The sequence below is a fragment of the Mycobacterium shinjukuense genome (assembly GCF_010730055.1).
Classification (GTDB): Bacteria; Actinomycetota; Actinomycetes; order Mycobacteriales; family Mycobacteriaceae; genus Mycobacterium; species Mycobacterium shinjukuense.
This window is the reverse complement of record NZ_AP022575.1, coordinates 3,146,007-3,167,529: the sequence shown is the minus strand read 5'-3', so window position 1 is coordinate 3,167,529 and position 21,523 is coordinate 3,146,007. Positions and strand designations below refer to the sequence as shown.

20 protein-coding genes and 2 pseudogenes are annotated in these 21,523 nt (G+C 69.6%); 10 read left to right on the top strand and 12 right to left on the bottom strand.

Translation table 11 applies throughout. The features are described from left to right. Positions 1-40 precede the first annotated feature (40 nt). From G6N20_RS14320 to fadD8, 8 genes and pseudogenes are all read right to left on the bottom strand, one after another. Entirely contained in the window at positions 41-343 is a 303-nt protein-coding gene (locus G6N20_RS14320) for a DUF3349 domain-containing protein (RefSeq protein ID WP_083047939.1), read from the bottom strand. A gap of 66 nt (positions 344-409) precedes the next feature. Then, complete coding sequence (locus G6N20_RS14315; RefSeq protein WP_083047940.1) at positions 410-697, bottom strand: hypothetical protein; 288 nt, start codon at positions 695-697, stop codon at positions 410-412. Further along, positions 694-1,938, bottom strand: a complete 1,245-nt coding sequence (locus tag G6N20_RS14310) for an inorganic phosphate transporter (protein WP_083047941.1) — start codon at positions 1,936-1,938, stop codon at positions 694-696. Before G6N20_RS14310 ends, G6N20_RS14315 begins: the two co-directional genes overlap by 4 nt. A gap of 98 nt (positions 1,939-2,036) precedes the next feature. Next, entirely contained in the window at positions 2,037-2,453 is a 417-nt protein-coding gene (locus G6N20_RS14305) for a VOC family protein (protein WP_083047942.1), read from the bottom strand. Between the two features lie 10 nt (positions 2,454-2,463). After that, positions 2,464-3,084: a maleylpyruvate isomerase family mycothiol-dependent enzyme gene (locus G6N20_RS14300; RefSeq protein WP_083047943.1), complete on the bottom strand. Its 621-nt coding sequence runs from the start codon at positions 3,082-3,084 to the stop codon at positions 2,464-2,466. Between the two features lie 15 nt (positions 3,085-3,099). Next, positions 3,100-3,990, bottom strand: a complete 891-nt coding sequence (locus G6N20_RS14295) for an SDR family oxidoreductase (protein ID WP_083047946.1) — start codon at positions 3,988-3,990, stop codon at positions 3,100-3,102. Positions 3,991-4,104: 114 nt separating this feature from the next. Further along, complete coding sequence (locus G6N20_RS14290) at positions 4,105-5,001, bottom strand: 1,4-dihydroxy-2-naphthoyl-CoA synthase (protein WP_083047948.1); 897 nt, start codon at positions 4,999-5,001, stop codon at positions 4,105-4,107. An 88-nt stretch (positions 5,002-5,089) separates the two neighbouring features. Next, positions 5,090-6,767 (bottom strand): annotated as a pseudogene (gene fadD8, locus G6N20_RS14285) (fatty-acid--CoA ligase FadD8). Positions 6,768-6,844: 77 nt separating this feature from the next. Between fadD8 and G6N20_RS14280 the strand changes: the two are divergent. The 7 genes and pseudogenes from G6N20_RS14280 to G6N20_RS14250 all read left to right on the top strand — a co-directional run bounded on the left by G6N20_RS14280 (position 6,845) and on the right by G6N20_RS14250 (position 14,277). Next, a complete protein-coding gene (locus G6N20_RS14280) occupies positions 6,845-8,449 on the top strand; it encodes an amidohydrolase (protein WP_083047952.1) in 1,605 nt (534 codons plus the stop codon). Continuing rightward, positions 8,446-9,413 (top strand): annotated as a pseudogene (locus G6N20_RS14275) (o-succinylbenzoate synthase); the annotation flags it as partial. The gene G6N20_RS14280 and the pseudogene G6N20_RS14275, both read left to right, overlap by 4 nt. Continuing rightward, positions 9,413-10,207, top strand: coding sequence for an alpha/beta fold hydrolase (locus tag G6N20_RS14270; RefSeq protein WP_083047956.1), 795 nt, complete (start codon positions 9,413-9,415; stop codon positions 10,205-10,207). The pseudogene G6N20_RS14275 and the gene G6N20_RS14270, both read left to right, overlap by 1 nt. A 12-nt stretch (positions 10,208-10,219) precedes the next feature. Further along, a complete protein-coding gene (gene menD / locus G6N20_RS14265; protein WP_083047958.1) occupies positions 10,220-11,863 on the top strand; it encodes a 2-succinyl-5-enolpyruvyl-6-hydroxy-3-cyclohexene-1-carboxylic-acid synthase in 1,644 nt (547 codons plus the stop codon). Between the two features lie 8 nt (positions 11,864-11,871). Continuing rightward, on the top strand, positions 11,872-12,360 hold the full coding sequence (locus G6N20_RS14260; RefSeq protein ID WP_083048024.1) for a DUF3592 domain-containing protein: 489 nt from the start codon (positions 11,872-11,874) through the stop codon (positions 12,358-12,360). A 63-nt stretch (positions 12,361-12,423) separates the two neighbouring features. Continuing rightward, positions 12,424-13,554 (top strand): glycosyltransferase family 4 protein, encoded by a 1,131-nt coding sequence (locus G6N20_RS14255; protein ID WP_083047960.1) that lies wholly within the window; start codon positions 12,424-12,426, stop codon positions 13,552-13,554. 18 nt (positions 13,555-13,572) lie between these two features. Further along, positions 13,573-14,277 (top strand): demethylmenaquinone methyltransferase, encoded by a 705-nt coding sequence (locus G6N20_RS14250; protein WP_083047962.1) that lies wholly within the window; start codon positions 13,573-13,575, stop codon positions 14,275-14,277. Here G6N20_RS14250 and G6N20_RS14245 read toward each other — a convergent pair whose 3' ends face one another. Continuing rightward, on the bottom strand, positions 14,278-14,616 hold the full coding sequence (locus tag G6N20_RS14245) for a DUF732 domain-containing protein (protein ID WP_083047964.1): 339 nt from the start codon (positions 14,614-14,616) through the stop codon (positions 14,278-14,280). Between the two features lie 205 nt (positions 14,617-14,821). Between G6N20_RS14245 and G6N20_RS14240 the strand changes: the two genes are divergently transcribed. Continuing rightward, positions 14,822-15,688, top strand: a complete 867-nt coding sequence (locus G6N20_RS14240) for an SGNH/GDSL hydrolase family protein (RefSeq protein WP_083047966.1) — start codon at positions 14,822-14,824, stop codon at positions 15,686-15,688. Positions 15,689-15,705: 17 nt separating this feature from the next. Here the strand turns inward: G6N20_RS14240 and menJ are convergent, their stop codons facing one another. Then, entirely contained in the window at positions 15,706-16,947 is a 1,242-nt protein-coding gene (gene menJ / locus G6N20_RS14235) for a menaquinone reductase (RefSeq protein WP_179961474.1), read from the bottom strand. Between the two features lie 22 nt (positions 16,948-16,969). On the opposite strand from menJ, the gene grcC1 reads away from it, so the two are divergent. Next, entirely contained in the window at positions 16,970-17,977 is a 1,008-nt protein-coding gene (gene grcC1, locus G6N20_RS14230; protein ID WP_083047968.1) for a nonaprenyl/(2E,6E)-farnesyl/geranylgeranyl diphosphat synthase, read from the top strand. A gap of 97 nt (positions 17,978-18,074) precedes the next feature. After that, positions 18,075-18,938, top strand: a complete 864-nt coding sequence (htpX, locus tag G6N20_RS14225; RefSeq protein ID WP_083047970.1) for a zinc metalloprotease HtpX — start codon at positions 18,075-18,077, stop codon at positions 18,936-18,938. A gap of 3 nt (positions 18,939-18,941) precedes the next feature. Here the strand turns inward: htpX and G6N20_RS14220 are convergent, their stop codons facing one another. Beyond that, positions 18,942-19,967 (bottom strand): NAD(P)H-dependent glycerol-3-phosphate dehydrogenase, encoded by a 1,026-nt coding sequence (locus tag G6N20_RS14220; RefSeq protein WP_083047973.1) that lies wholly within the window; start codon positions 19,965-19,967, stop codon positions 18,942-18,944. 23 nt (positions 19,968-19,990) lie between these two features. Beyond that, positions 19,991-21,472, bottom strand: a complete 1,482-nt coding sequence (locus G6N20_RS14215) for a flavin-containing monooxygenase (RefSeq protein WP_232065349.1) — start codon at positions 21,470-21,472, stop codon at positions 19,991-19,993. Positions 21,473-21,523 lie beyond the last annotated feature (51 nt).

The following is a 21,523-nucleotide window of genomic DNA, read 5'->3' as shown; positions in this document are numbered from 1 at the left end:
GCTGCCGAACCCGATGGGACGTGCAATGCGCGCAGGATGGCTATACGCAGTCCTCACTGTCGCGAGCATCGTCGAGGGGCCAGCCGTTGGCGGCCAACCGTTCTCGCACTCGCTCGATGTCTTCCGGTGACGGCAGGTCGTCGGTGAATTGGGTGATCGCCACCCCGATGTCGATCTGGTCGAACTCACCGCGCCGCATCAGTTCGTTGGCCACGACCTGGACCTCCTCGTTGGTCAGTCGGCGGGCCAGCAGGGCCAACACGGCGAAGGAGTCGGTCGGCGGAACGCCGTCGGGATATCCCGCGCGCAACCAGCAGACGATCGAGTTAAGGAATCGGTTCACGCTGTAACATCTTCCCGTCGGTGTCGCCGACAAACCCTATGTCATGACAGATCCGCGACCAAGGTGTTACGCGCGCTTGGCGCCGAGGATGAGCCAGCCAGTGTGCTCGGCGATGAAGTCGCGGGCGATATACAGCACCCCGATGACCACCACCGCGAAAACCAGCGCGTAGATCGCCCAGCTGATGGCCAGCAGCACCGGACGCCGCCGCGGCGGGGCGCCGCCATCGACGCCACCCGCGCCGACGGCCGCCAGCCGCACCCCGAACGCGAACAGCGCGGGCAGCGCGGCACCGGCCAGCAGGCTGAAGATCAGGATCTTCAGCGTGGCCGTGTAGTTGAACCAGGCACTCATGAGGCGTTACGGGTGGTGATCGCGCCGTCGGCGTCGAACGGCGGCATGGTTTCGCGGACCTGCGTCGGACCGGGTCTGGGTTTCGGGGCGGCTGTTGGGACGGACTCCAGTCCGGCCGTCAAGTTGCCTTTCCAGTCGGCGTTGACGTTGGTGTGGTCGACCCGCGCCTTGCGCGACTGCAGCCAGATGGCGCCCGATGTCAGCCACAGTAGGGTGAAACCGATGATCGCGCCCGGGTATCCGCCGATGAGGTGCACCAGCCAGTAGGTGATGGCTCCGACCAGCCCAGCCAGCGGAAGCGTGACCAGCCATGCGACCACCATCCGGCCGGCCACCCCCCAGCGCACCTCCGCGCCGGGCTTGCCCACGCCGCTGCCCAGCACCGACCCCGTCGCGACCTGGGTCGTGGACAGCGCGTAGCCGAAGTGCGCGGACAACAGAATGACCGCGGCCGACGATGACTCGGCGGCCATCCCCTGCGGCGGTTTGATCTCGACCAGGCCCTTGCCCAGGGTGCGGATGATGCGCCAGCCACCCAGGTAGGTCCCCGCCGCCATGGCCACCGCGCAACTGACGATGACCCACAGCGGCGGCAGGGCGGCGGTCTTGCTGACCGCGCCGTAGGACATCAGCGCCAAGAAGATCACCCCCATCGTCTTCTGCGCGTCGTTGGTGCCGTGCGCCAGCGAGACCAGCGACGCCGAGCCGATCTGGCCGCGCCGGAAGCCGGCTTCGGTGCGCTTTTCGGTGACGCCGCGGGTCATCCGGTAGACCAGCCAGGTGCCGGTCGCTCCGACGAGGGTGGCCAGCAGTGTGGCCACCACGGCCGGCACGATCACCTTGGACACCACACCGGTCCAGATCACCCCGTGTCCGCCGACGGCCGCGATCGTGGCGCCGACGATGCCCCCAATCAGCGCGTGCGAGGAACTCGACGGGATGCCCAGCAGCCAGGTCAACAGGTTCCAGACGATGCCGCCGACCAGGCCGGCGAACACCAGCTCCAGGGTCACCAGGTTGGCGTCGATCAGACCCTTGGCGATGGTGGCCGCCACCGCCGTGGACAGGAAGGCACCGATCAGGTTCAGCACCGCGGAAAGGACCACTGCCGCCTTCGGCGCCAGGGCGCCGCTGGCGATCGACGTCGCCATGGCGTTGCCGGTGTCGTGGAACCCGTTGGTGAAGTCGAATGCCAGTGCCGTGACGACGACGATGATCAAGAGGAACAACTCGATGTTCACAGGCCCTGATTCTGGTGGTCGGGGTATTCCGTTGTCGATCAAACGAGTACGCGAAATGCAGGTGTATTGCGACTCGTCGCCAGATGTTACCTAGCGGTTCACCCGACGTTCGGCGGAGTGCGCAGACGGGTGTCTACCCGCAGCGGATGGTCCTCGGGGACCTGGACGAAGATCAGCGTGATCCCGTCCGGGTCGGTGACGTGCATCTCGCGCAGGCCCCACGGCTCTTGACGCGCCTCGCGGGTGATCGGCACCCCCCGGCCGGCCAACTCGGCCTGGGTCGCCTCGATATCGCGCACCTGCAGCCACAGCGCGCCGGGAAAGGGGCCCCGGGAGTGGTCCGGGTCGCCCTGGAGAGGATACCCGGCCAGTTCAAGCAGCGACTGGCCGGCGAAAAACACTGTGCCCGCCCCGTATTCACGGGCGATCGCCAGGCCGATCTGGTCGCGGTAAAAGCTCAACGAGCGCTGATAATCTGCCGGCCGAAGCAGCATGCGGCTGGCCAGGATCTCCATGCCCTTGTGTCTAGCATCGGCTACGCAGGGTCTGCACCCCGGGTCCGGTGAGATCGTCGCCCGCGACATCGCGGCCGGTCATGGCGAGCAGCAGCGATAGCAGCGGGCCCTCGACGCGTTGGCCGCGGCCGTGTTGCCACTGCTCGTCGGTGGCGTGCAGGGCGAGCCCGGCGATCCGCTTCTTGGCGCCGCTGAGCAGGTTGGAACGCTTGTAGAAGTCGATCACCCGACGAACCGCGCCGGGGGCGTAGGTGTGCGCGATGCCCAGCGGACGGCGCACGTCGGCGCCGTGGATCACGATCTCGCCTAGCCAGGAGACCTTGGGTCCGGGCGGCGCCGAGGTGGCATGCTGCCGGCTGCGGAATGCGTTGAGGGTGCCGGCCGGATCAGGGCCGCGATGCCGGGCTATCTGGCCATTGGCGAACCTGTCGAAGTTGAACCCGGCCTTGGCCATGCCGACGAAGAACTTGGGCGGCGTCAGCGCGGCGGTCGACGACAGGTGCGCGACCACGTCGCGGACCGTCCACCCCGCGCACAGCGACGGCGTGTCCCATTGCGCCGGCGTCAGCCCGGCGAGGTCGTCGGCCAGCGCGCCGCGCTCGGCGGCGATGGTGGGCCAGATGTCGGACATAGCAAACTCCTGGGATTAGTGGGTGTCGTCGGGCCGGCTGCCGCGCCGCCCCACGATGGCGTCCAGCCAGCGCGGGCCGACGGTGTTGAGCGCCTTGGCCGCCAGCGCCATCCGCGGTGCGATGCGTACCGGTCGGGTGCGCGCCGCGGTGACCATCCACCGCGCGGCCTCCTGCGCCGTCAGCGCCGGCATCCCGTCGTAGGCCCTCGTGGGTGCGATCATCGGCGTGGCGACCAGTGGGTAGTACAGCGTGGTGGAGTGCACGCCCCTGCGGCCCCACTCGGTTTCGACGGTCCGGCTCACCGCGGACAGTGCGGCCTTGGACGCGTTGTACACGGCGAACAGCGGTGAGGCCTCGGTCAGCACGCCCCAGGTGCAGACGTTGATGATGTGGCCGTCGCCGCGCTCGAGCATCCCGGGTGCGAGCCCGCGGATCAGCCGCAGCGGCGCATAGTAGTTGAGCACGATGGTCCGCTCGACGTCGTGCCAGCGGTCCAGCGACTCGCCCAGCGGCCGCCGGATGGACCGGCCGGCGTTGTTGATCAGGATGTCGACCCCGCCGATGCGGTTGTCGACGTCGGCGACCAGTGCGTCGACGGCGTCCATGTCCGAAAGGTCGCAGGGGGCCGATATCGCCGCGCCGCCCGAGGTCGTGATCCGATCGGCCAGTCGGTCGAGCAAATCGCGGCGGCGGGCGACGGCCACCACCACGGCGCCACTGCGGGCGAACTGCTCGGCCGCGGCCTCCCCGATGCCCGAGGATGCGCCGGTGAGCAGGATGCGTTTGCCGTGTAGGTCGACCGGTTTGATGGCGGGCCGGTTGATCAGCAGCTGCGGCGAGACCGGGGGCCGCATGCCGGCCAGGGTGATCTGTTCGGTCAACCGGCGCAGCGGGCTCTTGCTCACATGGGGAGTCTAGGGGGCGGGCAAATCTCGTTTACCGAGCCTGTAGCTGGCGTGGCCGCCACTCGCAATTCCGCGCGCCAACTACAGCCTCGGTGAAGCGGCCGCTCAGCTCGCTCAGAAGTAGCGCGGGAACGGGCTCCAGTCCGGGGGCCGCTTCTGCAGGAACGCATCCCGGCCCTCGATGGCCTCATCGGTCATGTAGGCCAGCCGGGTGGCCTCGCCGGCGAACAGCTGCTGACCCACCAGCCCGTCGTCGAGCAGGTTGAAGGCGAACTTCAGCATCCGTTGCGCCTGAGGCGATTTCGCATTGATCGCGGCCGCCCATTCCAGGCCCACCGCCTCCAGCTGGGCGTGGTCGACGACCTCGTTGACCGCGCCCATGCGGTGCATCTGCTCGGCGGTGTAGGTGCGACCCAGGAAGAAGATCTCCCGGGCGAACTTCTGGCCCACCTGCCGGGCCAGGTAGGCGCTGCCGTAACCGCCGTCGAAGCTGCCGACGTCGGCGTCGGTCTGTTTGAACCGGGCGTGCTCACGGCTGGCCAGGGTGAGGTCGCACACCACGTGCAGGCTGTGCCCGCCGCCGGCCGCCCAGCCGTTGACCAGGCAGATGACCACCTTGGGCATGAACCGGATCAGCCGCTGCACCTCGAGGATGTGCAGCCGGCCGGCGCGGGCGACGTCAACGGTGTCCGCGGTCTCTCCGGAGGCGTACTGGTAGCCGGTGCGTCCGCGAATCCGCTGATCGCCGCCGGAGCAAAACGCCCAGCCGCCGTCTTTGGGCGACGGCCCGTTGCCGGTCAGCAACACCACACCCACGTCCGGGGACATCCTGGCGTGGTCGAGCACCCGGTAGAGCTCGTCGACGGTGTGCGGGCGAAACGCGTTGCGCACCTCGGGACGGTCGAACGCCACCCGCACGGTGGCATCGTCGACGTGGCGGTGGTAGGTAATGTCGGTCAGATCGTCGAACCCGTCGACGGGTCGCCACACCCGCGGGTCAAAGGGCGCCATGCCTGCCACAGTAGTGGCCGAGCAGACGTAAAAGCGCCCTCAAACCCGGGTTTGAGGGCGCTTTTACGTCTGCTCGCCGGCCAAGCCCTCAGCCCACGGCGCGGCCGGCGCCTTCCCAGAATCGCGCGCGCACCGCCTTCTTGTCCGGCTTGCCCAGCCCGGTCAACGGCAGCGAGTCGACGACCACCACCCGCTTGGGCGACTGCACCGAGCCCTTGCGCTCCTTGACCGCATCCTGGATCTCGGCGGTCATGGCCTCGATCGCGGCGTCGTCGCGGGCCGCGTCGGCACGCAGCACCACCACCGCGGTGACGGCCTCGCCCCACTTCTCGTCCGGCGCCCCAACCACACACACCTGGGCGACGGCCGGATGCTCGGCGACGACGTCTTCGACCTCGCGGGGAAACACGTTGAACCCGCCGGTGACGATCATGTCCTTGACCCGGTCGACGATGTGATAGAACCCGTCCTCGTCTTCACGGGCCATGTCGCCGGTGTGCAGCCAGCCGTCCCTGAACGTCTCCGCGGTGGCCTCCGGTAGATTCCAGTAGCCGCCGGCCAAAAGTGGTCCGCTGACGCAGATTTCGCCGACTTCGCCCGGCGGCACCGGCTTGCCTTCCACGTCCAACAGCGCGACGCGCGCGAACAGCGTCGGGCGCCCGCAGGAGGTCAGCCGCTTCTCGTCGTGATCGCCCTTGGCCAGATAGGTGATCACCATCGGCGCCTCGGATTGGCCGTAGTACTGGGCAAAGATCGGGCCGAACCGACGAATCGCCTCGGCCAGCCGCACCGGGTTGATCGCCGAGGCGCCGTAATAGACGGTTTCCAGCGACGACAGGTCCCGGGTGCGCGAATCCGGGTGGTCCAACAGCGCATACAGCATCGACGGGACCAGCATGGTGGCCGTAATGCGTTGCTGCTCAATAATTCTGAGCACCTCGCCCGGGTCAAACTTGGCCAGCACGATCATCTCGCCGCCCTTGATCACCGTCGGCGTGAAAAACGCCGCGCCCGCATGCGACAGTGGTGTGCACATCAAGAACCGCGGGTTGGCCGGCCATTCCCATTCCGCCAGCTGGATCGCGGTCATGGTGGAGATCGACTGCGCGGTGCCCATCACGCCCTTGGGCTTGCCGGTGGTGCCGCCGGTGTAGGTCAGGCCGATGACCTGATCCGGCGGCAGGTCCGCGGCCACCAGCGGCTGCGGATCGTACTTGGCCGCCTCGGCGGACAGGTCGACCGCCACGTCCTTGAGCTGCTCCGGTACCGGACCGATGGTGAGGATCTGTTTCAGCGAGTCCACCCGCGCCAACAGCCCCAGCGCGCGCTCGACGAACATCGGGTTGGGGTCGATGATCAGCGAGCTGATGCCGGCGTCGGCCAGCACGTAGGCGTGATCGTCCAGCGAACCCAGCGGGTGCAGCGCGGTGCGCCGGTAGCCGCGCGCCTGGCCGGCGCCGATGATCATCAGCACCTCGGGACGGTTGAGCGACAGCAGACCGACCGCGACACCGGTGCCGGCCCCCAGCGCCTCGAACGCCTGGATGTACTGGCTGATCCGGTCGGCCAGCTGACCGCCGGTTAGGGTGGTGTCGCCCAGGAACAGCACCGGCCTGTTCTGGTGGCGTTTGAGCGCACCCACCAGCAGGTGGCCGTTGTGGACCGGGTTGCGCAACAGCTCGTCACTCATGGCGCCGCTCCTCCTCATCGCTTTGTCCCCCGCAAGCGGGTGGTACCCCCACCGCATTGTCGCCAGCGCGACTCATCTGGCAAGACTAGAACGCGTTGCAATTTTGCTGCGCCGCGCCCTTGACCGCGGCGGGGATCACTAGGCTTGGCGGCCATGGCCGCCGCAGACGTCGCCATCACCGGAACCGTGCTCACCGTCGACGACGCGCGGCCCACCGCCGAAGCCGTCGCGGTCGCCGACGGCCGGATCCTCGCCGTCGGCGCCCGCTCCGACATCGCCGGGCTGATCGGCGCCGACACCCGAACGATCGATGTCGGCGACGGCTGTGTCATGCCGGGATTCGTTGAGGCCCACGGCCATCCGCTGATGGAGGCCATCGCGTTGTCGGACCGCATCGTCGACATCCGCCCGGTCACCATCCGCGACGCGGACCAGATCGTCGACGCGGTCCGCCGCGAGGCCGCCAGACGCGGGCCGGCCGGCGCCTACCTCAACGGCTGGGACGCGCTGCTGCAGCCCGGGCTCCCGACGCCGACACTGGCCTGGCTGGACGCCATCGCGCCGGACGGGCCGCTGGTGATCATCCACAACTCCGGGCACCAGGCCTACTTCAATTCGCACGCCGCCCGGCGGTGCGGGCTGAGCCGCGACACCCCCGATCCCAAGGGCGCCCGCTACGGCCGCGACGCCAACGGCGACCTCGACGGCAGCGCCGAGGAAATCGGCGCGGTGTTCCCGCTCTTGGGCGGCGCCGTCCAGCTCGCGGACTACCCGGCCATGCTGCGCGCCGAGTGCGCAAGGCTCAACCGCGCCGGGCTGACCACCTGTTCGGAGATGGCGTTTGACCCCACGTTCAAGCCGCTGGTCGAGCGGCTGCGGGGCGAGCTGACGGTGCGGTTGCGCACCTACGAGATCTGTAACGCGGCGCTGACCACCGACGCCATCCCGGGCGAGGGCGACGACACGCTGCGCCAGGTCGGCATCAAGGTCTGGGTGGACGGCTCGCCGTGGATCGGCACCATCGCGCTGTCGTTTCCCTACCTGGACAGCGACGCCACCCGCGCCGCCGGCATCCCGTCCGGCTCCCGCGGGCACGCCAACTACACCCGCGAACAGCTGACCGAAATCGTGGCCGCCTACTTCCCGAAGGGCTGGCCGATCGCCTGTCACGTGCACGGCGACGCCGGTGTCGACACCGTCCTCGACGTGTACGAAGCGGCGCTGCAACAGAATCCGCGCGACGATCACCGGTTGCGGCTGGAACACGTCGGCGCCATCCGGCCCGATCAACTGCGCCGGGCCGCCGCCCTCGGGGTCACCTGCAGCTTCTTCGTCGACCAGCTCCACTACTGGGGTGACGTCCTCGTCGACGGTCTGTTCGGCCCGGAGCGCGGATCCCGTTGGATGCCGGCCAGGTCCGCATTGGCCGCCGGAATGCGCATCTCGCTGCACAACGACCCGCCGGTCACACCCGAAGAGCCGCTGCGCAACATCAGCGTGGCCGCCACCCGGGTGGCGCCCAGCGGGCGGGTGCTGGCCCCCGAGGAGCGGCTCACGGTCGAGCAGGCGATTCGCGCGCAGACCATCGACGCCGCCTGGCAGCTGTTCGCCGACGACATCGTCGGTTCGCTGCGGGTCGGCAAGTACGCCGACCTGGTGGTGCTGTCGGCGGACCCGCGGACGGTGCCGCCCGAGCGGATCGCCGATCTGGAGGTGCGTGCGACGTTTCTGGCGGGCCGGCAGGTCTACCCGCGGTGATCCCTAGGTGTGCGGACTTGCTGGACCGCCTGCATGTGGTGGCCCTGCCGCTGCGGGTGCGTTTCCGCGGCATCACCACCCGCGAGGTCGCGTTGATCGAGGGCCCGGTCGGATGGGGTGAGTTTGGGGCGTTCGCGGAATACGAGCCGGACGAAGCCGCGGTCTGGCTTGCCTCCGCGATCGAGGCCGCCTACCGCGAGCCGCCGCCACGGCGACGCGACCGTATCCCCATCAATGCCACCGTTCCGGCCGTCGCCGCCGCCCGGGTGCCCGAGGTGCTGGCCCGGTTTCCCGGCGCTCGCACCGCCAAGGTGAAGGTCGCCGAGCCGGGGCAGGGTCTGGCCGACGACGTCGAGCGGGTCAACGCGGTGCGGGAGCTGGTTCCCACCGTACGGGTGGACGCCAACGGCGGCTGGAGCGTCGAGGCCGCGGTGCGGGCGGCCGCCGCGCTCACCGCCGACGGCCCGCTGGAGTACCTCGAACAGCCCTGCGCCACCGTCGCCGAACTCGCCGAACTGCGCCGCCGGATCGACGTGCCGATCGCCGCCGACGAAAGCATCCGCAAGGCCGACGACCCGCTGGCCGTGGTTCGCGCTCGGGCGGCCGACGTCGCGGTGCTCAAGGTTGCTCCGCTGGGCGGGGTTTCGGCGATGCTGGACATCGCCGCGCGGATCGACATCCCGGTGGTGGTGTCCAGCGCGCTGGACTCGGCGGTCGGAATAGCCCAAGGATTGACCGCCGCCGCGGCGCTGCCGGAACTGCGGCACGCCTGCGGGCTGGGCACCGGCGGGCTGTTCATCGAGGACGTCGCCGAACCCGTCGCGCCCGTCCATGGCCACCTTGCGGTCGCGCCGGTAACCCCCGACCCGGCGCGGCTGCGCACGCTGGCGGCACCGGCGGACCGGCGGCGGTGGTGGATCGACCGGATCCGGGCCTGCTACCCGCTGCTGTACCGTCGTTCGGGTGTTTAACCTGGCTTACGACGACAACGGCACCGGTGAGCCGGTTATCTTCATCGCCGGTCGCGGCGGTGCCGGACGCACCTGGCACCCCCATCAGGTCCCGGCGTTCCTGGCGGCCGGATACCGCTGCATCACCTTCGACAACCGCGGGATCGGGGCCACCGAAAACGCCGAAGGATTCACCACGCAGACCATGGTCGCCGACACCGCGGCGCTGATCGAATCGCTGAACATCGCCCCGGCGCGCATCGTCGCGGTGTCGATGGGCGCATTCATCGCCCAGGAGCTGATGGTGGTGCGGCCCGAGCTGGTCGGCGCGGCCGTGCTGATGGCCACCCGCGGGCGGCTGGACCGGGCCCGGCAGTTCTTCCAGCGCGCCGAGGCCGAGCTGTATGACTCCGGCACCCAGCTGCCACCCAGCTACGACGCGAAAGCGCGCTTGCTGGAAAACTTTTCCCGCAAGACGCTCAACGACGACACCGCCGTCGCCGACTGGATTGCGATGTTTTCCATGTGGCCGATCAAGCAGACCCCGGGGTTTCGCTGCCAACTGGACGTCGCGCCGCAAGAAAACCGGTTGCCCGCATACCGCAACATCGCCGCGCCGGTGCTGGTGATCGGCTTCGCCGAGGACGTGGTGACGCCGCCGTACCTGGGACGGGAGGTCGCCGACGCCCTACCCAACGGTCGCTACCTGCAGATACCCGACGCCGGCCATCTCGGGTTTTTCGAGCGGCCGGAGGCCGTGAACGCGGCGGCGCTGAAGTTCTTCGCCAGCGCGTCACCGGGGCTGTGACACCCTGTACTGGTGAACCCCTCGACGACACAGGCCCGCGTCGTCGTTGACGAGTTGATCCGCGGCGGGGTCCGCGACGTGGTGCTGTGCCCGGGCTCCCGCAACGCGCCGCTGGCTTTCGCGTTGCAGGATGCCGACCGTTGCGGCCGCATCCGGCTGCACGTCCGCATCGACGAACGCACCGCCGGCTACCTGGCCATCGGGCTGGCGGTCGCGGCCGACGCGCCGGTGTGCATCGCCATGACGTCGGGCACCGCCGTGGCCAACCTCGGCCCGGCGGTGGTGGAGGCCAACTACGCGCGGGTGCCGCTGATCGTGCTCTCGGCGAACCGGCCGTACGAACTGCTGGGCACCGGGGCCAACCAGACCATGGAGCAGCTAGGTTACTTCGGCTCCCAGGTCCGCGCCACCATCAGCCTGGGGCTGGCCGAGGACGCGCCCGAACGGCTGGCCAGCCTCAACGCGACCTGGCGATCGGCCACCTGCCGAGTGTTGGTGGCCGCCAAAGGTGCTCGCACCGCCAACGCGGGCCCGGTGCACTTCGACATCCCGCTGCGCGAACCGCTGGTGCCGGACGCCGACGACACAGGCGCCGCCCCGCAGGGCCGGCCCGCCGGCTTGCCGTGGACCTACACGCCGCCGGTCACCTTCGACCAGCCGCTGGAGATCGACCTGACGGCCGACACCGTGGTCATCGCCGGGCACGGCGCGGGCGTGCATCCCAACCTTGCGGGGTTGCCGACCGTCGCCGAGCCGACCGCGCCGGCCCCACCGTCGGGCCACAACCCGCTGCACCCGTTGGCGCTGCCACTGCTGCGCCCCCAGCAGGTGATCATGCTGGGCCGCCCCACCCTGCACCGCCCGGTGTCGGCGTTGCTGGCCGACGCAGACGTGCCGGTGTACGCGCTGACCACCGGGCCGCGCTGGCCGGACGTCTCGGGCAACTCGCAGGCCACCGGCACCCGGGCGGTCACCACCGGCGCGCCCAACCCGGCGTGGCTGCGGCGCTGCGCCGAGATGAACCGGCACGCGAACGAGGCGGTGCGCGGTCAACTTAGGGCGCACCCGCTGACCACCGGCCTGCATGTCGCCGCGGCGGTGGCGGACGCCCTGCGGCCCGGTGATCAGCTGGTGCTCGGGGCGTCCAACCCGGTGCGGGACGCGGCGCTGGTCGGCCTGGACACCCGCGGCATCCGGGTGCGGTCCAATCGCGGGGTCGCCGGCATCGACGGCACCGTGTCCACCGCCATTGGGGCGGCTTTGGCCTACGAGGCGGCGCACCAGGGCCGCACCATCGCGCTGATCGGTGACCTGACGTTCGTCCACGACAGCTCCGGGCTGCTGATCGGTCCCACCGAACCGACACCGCGGCAGCTGACGATCGTGGTGTCCAACGACAACGGCGGCGGCATTTTCGAACTGCTCGAGCAGGGCGACCCGCGGTTCTCCGACGTGTCGTCGCGCATCTTCGGCACCCCGCACGACGTCGACGTGGGCGCGTTGTGCCGGGCGTACCACGTGGAGAGCCGGCAGATCGAGGTCGACCAGCTGCCAGCCGCCCTCGACGAGCCCGGGGCGGGCATCCGCGTGCTGGAAGTCAAGGCGGACCGGTCCTCGCTGCGGCAGCTGCATGCCGCCATCAAGGCGGCCCTGTGAAAGCCGCCATCGATTCGCCGAAAGCGTTGCTGCGTCTCCTGATTCACGGCACCGGCGAAGCACTGCCGGACACCCGGGCCAGGATCGTGGTGCGCTGGGTGCGCGTCGCGGTGCTGATCGCGACGGCCCTGGTCACGCTGCAGTCGGTGCTGTTGGTGGCCGGTGCCTGGCGCAACGACCTGGCGATCGAACACAACATGGGGGTGGCGCAGGCCGAGGTGCTCAGCGCCGGGCCGCGGCGCTCGACCATCGAGTTCGTCACCCCCGAACGGGTGACCTACCGGCCCGAACTTGGGGTGCTCTACCCGTCCGAGCTGGCCACCGGTATGCGGATCTACGTCGAATACAACAAGAAAGACCCCAACCTGGTCCGGGTGCAACACCGCAACGCCGCGCTGGCCATCATCCCCGCCGGATCCATCGCGGTGGTCGCCTGGCTGGCCGCGACGGTCGCGCTTCTCGGCCTGGCGCTGCTGGACAGGCGGCTGAAGCGGTAAATTTTCGCACCCCGTATTCCCGTCGGCAACCTTGTCGACAGCCGGCGCTGACACCGTGGTGGCGTGCGCGTTGCCATCGTCGCCGAGTCGTTCCTGCCGAACGTCAACGGTGTCAGCAACTCGGTGATCCGGGTGCTCGAGCACCTGGGCCGCACCGGCCACGAGGCCCTCGTCATCGCCCCGGACAACCCGCCCGGGCAACCCCGTGCCGACCGGCTGCACGACGGCATCCGGGTGCACCGGGTGCCGGCGCGGATGTTCCCCAAGGTGACCACGCTGCCGCTGGGGGTGCCCACCCCCCGAATCCTTCGCGTGCTGCGCGGATTCGACCCCGACGTGGTGCACCTGGCGTCCCCGGCGTTGCTGGGCTACGGCGGATTGCGGGCCGCCGGCCGGCTCGGCGTGCCCACCGTCGCGGTGTACCAAACCGACGTACCCGGTTTCGCGGCCAGCTACGGCATCCCGATGACCTCGCGGGCGGCATGGGCGTGGTTCCGCCACCTGCACAGCCGCGCCGACCGCACCCTGGCGCCCTCCACGGCGACGATGGAAACCCTAGTCGCCCAGGGCATTCCGCGGGTTCACCGATGGCCGCGTGGGGTCGACCTGGCCCGGTTCGCGCCGTCGGCGCGGGACGAGGCGCTGCGGCGACAATGGTCGCCGGACGGAAGGCCGATCGTTGGCTTCGTGGGCCGACTGGCGCCCGAGAAACACGTCGAGCGGCTTGCGGCGCTGGCCGCCGGTGGCGCGGTGCGGGTGGTCATCGTCGGTGACGGGATCGACCGCCGCACGCTGCGATCGGCGATGCCGCAAGCCATCTTCACCGGCGCACTGTATGGCGACGCGCTCGCCACGGCCTATGCCAGCATGGACGTTTTCGTGCACACCGGTGAGCACGAGACGTTCTGTCAGGTCGTGCAGGAAGCGCTGGCGTCGGGGCTGCCGGTGATCGCCCCCGACGCCGGCGGCCCGCGCGATCTGATCACCCCGCGACGCACCGGGCTGCTGCTGCCCGTCGCCCAATTCGAGACCCGGCTGCCCGCCGCCGTCGCTCACCTAATCCGGCACCGACCGCACTATGCTCGGGCCGCCCGGCGCAGCGTGCTCGGGCGTGGCTGGCCGGTGGTCTGCGACGAGCTGCTCGGCCACTACGAGGCGGTGCTGGGACGGCGCCGGGCTCGAGGGGCCGCCTAGAGGGGTAGCGTTTGCGTCGTGAGTCGCGCGGCACTGGACAAGGATCCCCGGGATGTGGCCGCGATGTTCGACGGCGTCGCCCGCCGCTACGACCTGACCAACACCGTGCTGTCGCTGGGCCAGGACCGGCATTGGCGACGGGCCACCCGGTCGGCGCTGCGGATCGGGCCCGGGCAGAAGGTGCTGGACCTGGCCGCGGGCACCGCGGTGTCCACGGTGGAGCTGACCAAATCCGGGGCGTGGTGTGTGGCCGCCGATTTTTCGGTGGGGATGCTCGCGGCGGGTGCCGCCCGAAAGGTGCCGAAGGTCGCCGGTGACGCCACCCGGCTGCCGTTTGCCGACGGGGTGTTCGACGCGGTCACCATCAGCTTCGGGCTGCGCAACGTGGCCGACCCGCAGGCCGCGCTGCGCGAGATGGCCCGCGTCACCCGTGCCGGTGGCCGGTTGGTGGTGTGCGAATTCTCCACGCCCACCAACGCGTTGCTCGCCACCGTCTACAAGGAATATCTGATGCGGGCGCTGCCCCGGCTGGCCAGCGCGGTGTCCAGCAACCCCGAGGCCTACCTGTACCTCGCGGAGTCGATCAGGGCGTGGCCGGACCAGGCCGCGCTGGCGTGTGAGATTTCCCGGGCCGGGTGGGCGGCGGTGCGATGGCGCAACCTGACCGGCGGCATCGTGGCCTTGCACGCCGGGTACAAGCCGCTCAACCGGGCAGCCGAGTGATCAGCGGGTGCCGGCCCGCTGCAGGACGCCGACCTGCTCGGGGCAGTAGTGGTCGATCGCGGCGCCCAGGAACTGGAACGCCTGCCCCGACGTGGTGCCCCGCGGCAGATTGCGCTGGATGAACGTGGCCGACTTGTACGCGTCGCCGTCCACGCCCCTGGCCAATCGCACGCAGCTGATCTTGGCAAGCCACGCGTCGTAATCCTGCGGGCCGTAGATGCCGAAACCGTGGATGGTGTTCATGAAAATGGCGTCGTAATCGTCGGCCCCCGCGGGTGCCGCCAGCCCGATCGCTGCCGCCGCCAGGGCGGTGACAGACGCCAGACCCATTCCCTTCATTAGCGGGACTATACACCCGATTGATGAGCGGATCGGCTAGGCGATGGGGGCCGGCCGCCGACCGCCTTCGGCCCGCTGGGCTCCGCCCGTCGGCTGCGCGCCTCCGTGCGCGCGCTCAATTATCGCTGCTTACAAGCGGTTTCGTTGAAGATACCGGCGTTTGGTTCCTAACCTCACCCGCGTTAGGTGACACCAGGAGGAGTGGATGGCCAGGCAACCCGGTCGGTTGATCGCCAGCCGCATCGCCGCCGCGGGCTTGGCCGCGTCATGCGCCGCACCGTCGGCGGCGCGCGCCGAACCGCACCATCACCTGAACTACGTCGCCATCGGCGACTCGGTCGCCGCCGCGCCCGGCGTGCCGGATCCCGCGCAGCCACTGGGATGCGGCAAGTCAAGCAACAACTATCCGTCGATGCTGGCGCGGCGTATCTCGCCGACCAGCTTCACCGATGTCACCTGCAGCGGTGCCACCACCGAGGACATCACAAGTCGATCGCAGCACACGCCGGCCGGTGTGGTGCCTCCCCAGATCGACGCGGTCAGCGCGCGAACCGACCTGATCACCATCACCATCGGTGGCAACGATGCCGGGCTGGCCTCCGAAGCCGCGCCGTGCCGGGCCGCGTCCCCCGATGCTCGGCCGTGCGCCGACCGGTTCCTGTCCGGTGACGTTGACCGGGTCTCCGCGATCATCACCGCGAAGGTGGCCGTGTGGGCCGCCATGATCGACGCGCTGCGCGCCAGGGCACCGAGGGCGCGGATCATCCTGGTCGGCTATGGAACGTTCTTCCCGCGCGGCGGGTGCTTTCCCGAGCAGCCGGTCCTGCCCAGCGACGCCGACTACTTCCAGTCCAAGGCCGACGAGCTAGACGATCGGCAACGCCAGCTCGCGGCCGAGAAGGGAATCGACTACTTCGACACCAGGCCGTTGTCAACCGGCCATGACATGTGCGCCGCCCCCAGCGACCGCTACGTCGAAGGATTCGCGGCGAGGCCTCCGGCTGAGCCGTTGCACCCCAACGCTCTTGGCACCGCCGCGGTCGGTAACGCGCTGGCCGACTACATCGGGTAGCGACCCGCGCCGCGCCCTCACCGAAACGGCGGCCGACGATCGATCAGCCGCGACCCCCAGCCGCCGCCGCGCCATGCCCGCGCCACCCAGTCGGCGTCCTCGTCGGTGACCAGGTTGGCCATCACCCGCACCGCGATGTTCATCAGCGTTTCCGAGCGCATCGCCACAGGCCCGGCGGCGGGCAGAAAACGGGGAAAGGTCAGCAGCAACGCCAGCCTGCGCGCCACCGAGAATGCCCGACCGTAGTGGTCGGCCAGCAGCGACGGCCACAGCCGCGACAGATCGTGCGCATCCAGCACCTCGGCGGCCAGCCGCCCCGTCTCCAACCCGTAGTCGATGCCCTCGCCGTTGAGCGGGTTGACACAGGCCGCGGCGTCGCCGATCAGCATCCAGTTCGGCCCGGCCACCCCGGAAACCGCGCCGCCCATCGGCAGCAACGCCGAGGACACCGCCCGCGGCGCGCCGGCAAAGCCCCACTCGTCGCGGCGCAGGTCGGCGTAGTAGGCGATCAGCGGTCGCAGCGCCAGATCCGCCGGCCGTTTCGTCGTCGACAACGCGCCCACGCCGATGTTCACCTCGCCGTTGCCCAGCGGGAAAATCCAGCCGTATCCGGGCAGCACGGCGCCGTCGGGGGAGCGCAGTTCCAGATGCGACGTCAGCCATGGCTCGTCGCCGCGCGGCGACCGGAGGTACCCGCGGGCCGCGACCCCGTACACCGTCTGCTGATGCCAGCGCCGGCCCAGCTTGCGGCCCAGCGAGGAGCGGGCGCCGTCGGCAACGATCAGCCGGCCGCAGCCCACCTCGGTGTGGTCGGCCAACGTCACCGATGTCACCCGCTTCGATGAGTCATGGTGAACACCAACGGCTTTGGTTCCCAGCAGCATGCGCGCCCCGGAGTCCTCGGCGACCTTGCGGATCCGGTCGTCCAGTTCGACGCGGGCCACCGCGCTGCTGTGCGACGGGAACGACGGGCCGGGCCAGGACACCTCCACCTCGCCGCCGAATCCGCTCATCCGCAAGCCCCGGTGTCGGATGCGCCCGGCCAGCCAGTCGCCCAGCCCCAGCCGGTGCAGTTCGGCCACCGCGCGCGGCGTCAACCCGTCGCCGCAGGCCTTGTCGCGGGGGAAGCTGGCGGAGTCGACGACGAGGACATCCCGGCCCGCGCGGGCGGCCCAGGCGGCCGCCGCCGACCCGGCCGGTCCGGCGCCTACGACCACGATGTCGGCTCTTGGGTCGGCTCTGCGGCCTGTGGTCTGCACGCCCACCAGTATGTTGGTTCGAATGGGAACTCCGGCGACGGTGGTGGCAGGCGTCGACTTCGGCGACGCCGTGTTCGCGCAGACCGTGCGTGACGGGGTCGCCCGGATCGAGCGGCTGATGGATGCCGAGCTGCGCGGCGCCGACGAGGTGATGACCGACTCGCTGCTGCACCTGTTCCTGGCCGGCGGTAAGCGGTTTCGCCCGCTGTTCACGGTGCTGGCCGCGCAGATCGGGCCCAACCCGGATGCGCAGGAAGTCGTCATCGCCGGCGCCGTCATCGAGCTGATCCACCTGGCGACGCTGTACCACGACGATGTGATGGACGAGGCGCAGGTCCGCCGCGGCGCACCCAGCGCCAACGCCCGCTGGGGCAACAACGTGGCCATCCTGGCCGGCGACTACCTGTTGGCGACGGCGTCGCGGCTGGTGTCGCGGCTGGGGCCGCACGCGGTGCGGATCATCGCCGACACCTTCGCGCAGCTGGTGACCGGGCAGATGCGCGAGACCCGCGGAACCCCGGCGGGGGCGGATTCCATCGAGCAGTACCTGAAGGTGGTCCACGAGAAGACGGGCTCGCTGATCGGGGCGGCGGGCCGGTTCGGCGGGATGTTCTCCGGCGCCGACGAGGATCAGGTGGAACGGCTGAGTCGTCTCGGCGACATCGTGGGCACCGCGTTTCAGATCGCCGACGACATCATCGACATCGACAGCGACTCCGAGGAGTCGGGGAAGGTGCCCGGCACCGATGTGCGCGAAGGGGTGCACACCTTGCCGATGCTCTACGCGCTGCGCGACACCGGGTCCGAGGGCGCACGGCTGCGCACGTTGCTGGCCGGACCGGTCCACGACGACACGGAGGTGGCCGAGGCGCTGACCCTGTTGCGGGCATCGCCGGGCATGGCCAAGGCCAAAGACGTGCTGGCGCAGTACGCCGCCCAGGCGCGTCACGAGCTGGACCTGCTGCCCGATGAGCCCGGCCGGCGCGCGCTGGCCGCGCTGGTCGAATACACCGTCAGCCGGCACGGCTAGCACCCGGCGTCGTGGAACCCGGCGGGTCGTGGTGGGCGTTGAATGGGCAGTAACCAGCACAACCGGGTGTTCCCACGTTTCCGAGGAGGGCACACTGATGACCTGGCATCCGCATGCCAACAGGCTGAAGACCTTCGTGCTGTTGGTCGGCATGTCCACGATGATCGTGGCCGTGGGCGCGATGTTCGGCAGGACGGCGCTGATCCTGGCCGCGCTGTTTGCCATCGGGATCAACCTCTACACCTACTACAACAGCGACAAGTTGGCGCTGCGGGCGATGCACGCGCAGCCGGTATCCGAGCTGCAGGCGCCCGCGATGTACCGGATCGTGCGCGAGTTGGCCACCAGCGCACATCAGCCGATGCCGCGGCTGTACATCAGCGACACCAATGCGCCCAATGCGTTCGCCACCGGCCGTAACCCCCGCAACGCCGCGGTGTGCTGCACCACCGGCATCCTGCGCATCCTCAACGAGCGCGAGCTGCGCGCCGTGCTGGGCCACGAGCTGTCGCACGTCTACAACCGCGACATCCTGATCTCCTGTGTGGCCGGTGCGCTGGCGTCGGTGATCACCGCGCTGGCCAACATGGCCATGTGGTTCGGCGCCTTCGGGGGCGACCGAGACCAAGGCGCCAATCCCTTTGCACTGCTGCTGGTTTCGTTGCTGGGACCGATAGCCGCCACGGTGGTGCGGTTGGCGGTGTCACGATCGCGGGAGTACCAGGCCGACGAGTCGGGTGCGGTGCTGACCGGCGACCCGTTGGCGTTGGCGTCGGCGCTGCGCAAGATCTCCGGCGGCGTGCAGCTGGCCCCGCTGCCCCCGGAGCCGCAGCTGGCCAGCCAGGCGCACCTGATGATCGCCAACCCGTTTCGTGCCGGGGAGCGGATTGGTGCGCTGTTTTCCACACACCCGCCGATCGAGGACCGCATCCGCCGGCTGGAGGCCATGGCGCGGGGGTGACCCCTAGAACCCTGAGCCGTGGACCTCGTGTCCCGGAACCTCGGCGGCCAGGCCGCGATAGGCCTGTTCCACGGTCGAGCCGTGGTTGATGACGGCGTCCACCTCCCGCGCGATGGGCATGTTCAGCCCGAACTCGTCAGCGAATTTCATGATCACCCCGGCCGCCTTGACGCCCTCGGCGACCTGGTTCATCGAGGCAATGATCTCGTCGATCTTCTTGCCGGCGCCCAGCTGTTCACCCACGTGACGGTTGCGGCTGCGCTGGCTGGTGCAGGTGACGATCAGGTCGCCCAGCCCGGCCAGCCCGGGGAAGGTGTCGGGGTGCCCGCCCATCGCCACGCCCAGCTTGGTCATCTCGCGCAACGCGCGGGCGATCACCAGCGCGCGGGTGTTCTCGCCGATGCCCAGCGAGTAGCCCATCCCGACGGCGATGGCGAAGACGTTCTTCAGCGCGCCCGCCATTTCCACGCCGACCACGTCATCGGTGGTGTACACGCGGAACCGTCGGGTGCGAAACAGCGCCGCCAGCCGGGTCGCCAGATGCTGGTCGGGCATCGCCAGCACCGCCGCCGCCGCGTAGCCCTCGGCCACCTCGCGGGCGATGTTCGGCCCGGCGAGGATACCGGCCGGGTGCCCCGGCAGGATCTCCTCGATGATCTGCGACATCCGCATGTTGGTGCCCTGCTCGAGCCCCTTGACCAGCGACACCACCGGCACCCAGGGCCGCAGTTCTTTGCTCAGTTCGGTGAGCACGCCCCGAAAACCGTGCGAGGGTACACCCATGACGACAACGTCGGCGCAATTGGCGGCTTCGGCGAAGTCGGTGGTGGCGCGCAAGGTCTCGCTGAGCACGACGTCGTTGCCCAGGTAGCGGCTGTTGCGGTGGTTGTCGTTGATGTCGGCCGCGGTGACCGGCGAGCGCACCCACTGCAGCGTCGGCGCGCGCCGCGAGCAGATGGACGCCACCGTGGTGCCCCAGGAACCGCCTCCGAGGACAACGACTTTGGGTTCGCGCTTGTCGGCTGCCATGGGGATCAGCGTAGCCTTGCGGATTAGCCGGCCATGGCCGCTCGGTCGGCGGCGCGGCCGAACACCATGGCCTCCTCGATGCGGTCGAACCGGTAGTCGAGGGCGTCGGCGAAGTAGTTCTGCCGCACATTCCACGGCCGCTTGGTGCCCGACTTGGGCAGCGCGTGCGGGGCGCGCCGCACATAGCCGGCCTGAATGTCCCAGGACGGCTTTTCCGCCATCGGTTTGTCCCCGAGATGCGGGCTCGCGTGGGTGTAGCCGTGGGAGGCCATGTGCGCCAGCAGTTTTGCCGTGGCCCGCGCCGTCATGTCGGCGCGCAACGTCCAGGACGCGTTGGTGTAGCCCACACACCAGAACAGGTTGGGCACGTCTTCGAGCATGTGCGCCTTGTAGACGAAGCGGTCGCGGGGATCGATCGCTACCCCATCGAGACTGATCGCGACCCCGCCCAGGGCCTGCAGTCGCAGGCCGGTGGCGGTGACGATGATGTCCGCGTCCAGGTGCCCGCCGGATTGCAGCGCGATGCCGGTGGCGTCGACGTGGTCGATGTGGTCGGTGACGACGTCGGCGCGGCCTTCGGTGATGGCGCGGTACAGGTCGGCATCGGGGATCAGGCACAACCGCTGATCCCACGGGTTGTACCGCGGCTTGAAGTGGGTGTCGACGTCGTACCCGTCGGGCAGGTTGTTGATCGCGCTGCGGCGCAGCAGCCACTTCATCACGCCGGGCAGCTTGCGCGCCAAAAACCAGACGACCGCTTCCGTCAACGCGGTGTAGGTCCGCATGATCGCATGGGAAGCCCTGCGCGGCAACACCTTACGAACGACGGCGGCCATCCTGCTGTATCTGGACGCCGAGATGAGGTAGGTCGGCGAGCGCTGCAGCATGGTGACCTTGGCCGCCTTGTCGGTCAGTGACGGGATCAGCGTGACGGCGGTGGCCCCGCTGCCGATCACCACGATCCTCTTGCCGGCGTAGTCCAGGTGCTCCGGCCACTGTTGCGGGTGGATGACGGTGCCGGCGAACCGCTCGATGCCGGGAAAATCGGGGGTGTAGCCCTGGTCGTAGTCGTAGTAGCCGCTGCCGAAGAACACGAACCTGCTGCGGAGATGCCGCTGGGCCCCGTCTTGTTCGACGGTGACGGTCCAGGTGTCGGTGGATGAATCCCAGTCCGCGCGACGCACATAGCTGTTGAACTGGATGTGGCGGTCGATGCCGTGCTTGCGGGCGGTGCTGGTCAAATACTCCCGGATGTGGGCGCCGTCGGCGACGCCTTCCTGTCGGGTCCACGGCTCGAACGGAAACGACAGTGTGAACATGCTGCTGTCGGACCGCACTCCGGGGTAGCGGAACAGATCCCACGTGCCGCCGATCCGTGCGCGCCGCTCCAGGATGGTGTAGGTCAGGTCCGGGTTGCGCTCGATGATCCGGTAGGCCGCGCCGAGGCCGGAGATGCCTGCGCCAACGATGACGACGTCCAGGTAGCCGGTATCTTGGGGAGTCACGTCACTCAGACTAGGCACCACCAGCCTGGCTGGGGCCGCAAGCGTAGCCTT

Excerpts from the sequence above, each read along its gene's own strand:
- grcC1 (WP_083047968.1), top strand. The coding sequence starts at position 16,970 with ATGGGAACTCCGGCGACGGTGGTGGCAGGCGTCGACTTCGGCGACGCC.
- G6N20_RS14300 (WP_083047943.1), bottom strand. The coding sequence starts at position 3,084 with ATGTCCGACATCTGGCCCACCATCGCCGCCGAGCGCGGCGCGCTGGCC.
- G6N20_RS14305 (WP_083047942.1), bottom strand. The coding sequence starts at position 2,453 with ATGGAGATCCTGGCCAGCCGCATGCTGCTTCGGCCGGCAGATTATCAG.
- G6N20_RS14220 (WP_083047973.1), bottom strand. The coding sequence starts at position 19,967 with ATGGCAGCCGACAAGCGCGAACCCAAAGTCGTTGTCCTCGGAGGCGGT.
- G6N20_RS14290 (WP_083047948.1), bottom strand. The coding sequence starts at position 5,001 with ATGGCGCCCTTTGACCCGCGGGTGTGGCGACCCGTCGACGGGTTCGAC.
- G6N20_RS14280 (WP_083047952.1), top strand. The coding sequence starts at position 6,845 with ATGGCCGCCGCAGACGTCGCCATCACCGGAACCGTGCTCACCGTCGAC.
- G6N20_RS14245 (WP_083047964.1), bottom strand. The coding sequence starts at position 14,616 with ATGAAGGGAATGGGTCTGGCGTCTGTCACCGCCCTGGCGGCGGCAGCG.
- htpX (WP_083047970.1), top strand. The coding sequence starts at position 18,075 with ATGACCTGGCATCCGCATGCCAACAGGCTGAAGACCTTCGTGCTGTTG.
- G6N20_RS14315 (WP_083047940.1), bottom strand. The coding sequence starts at position 697 with ATGAGTGCCTGGTTCAACTACACGGCCACGCTGAAGATCCTGATCTTC.
- G6N20_RS14240 (WP_083047966.1), top strand. The coding sequence starts at position 14,822 with ATGGCCAGGCAACCCGGTCGGTTGATCGCCAGCCGCATCGCCGCCGCG.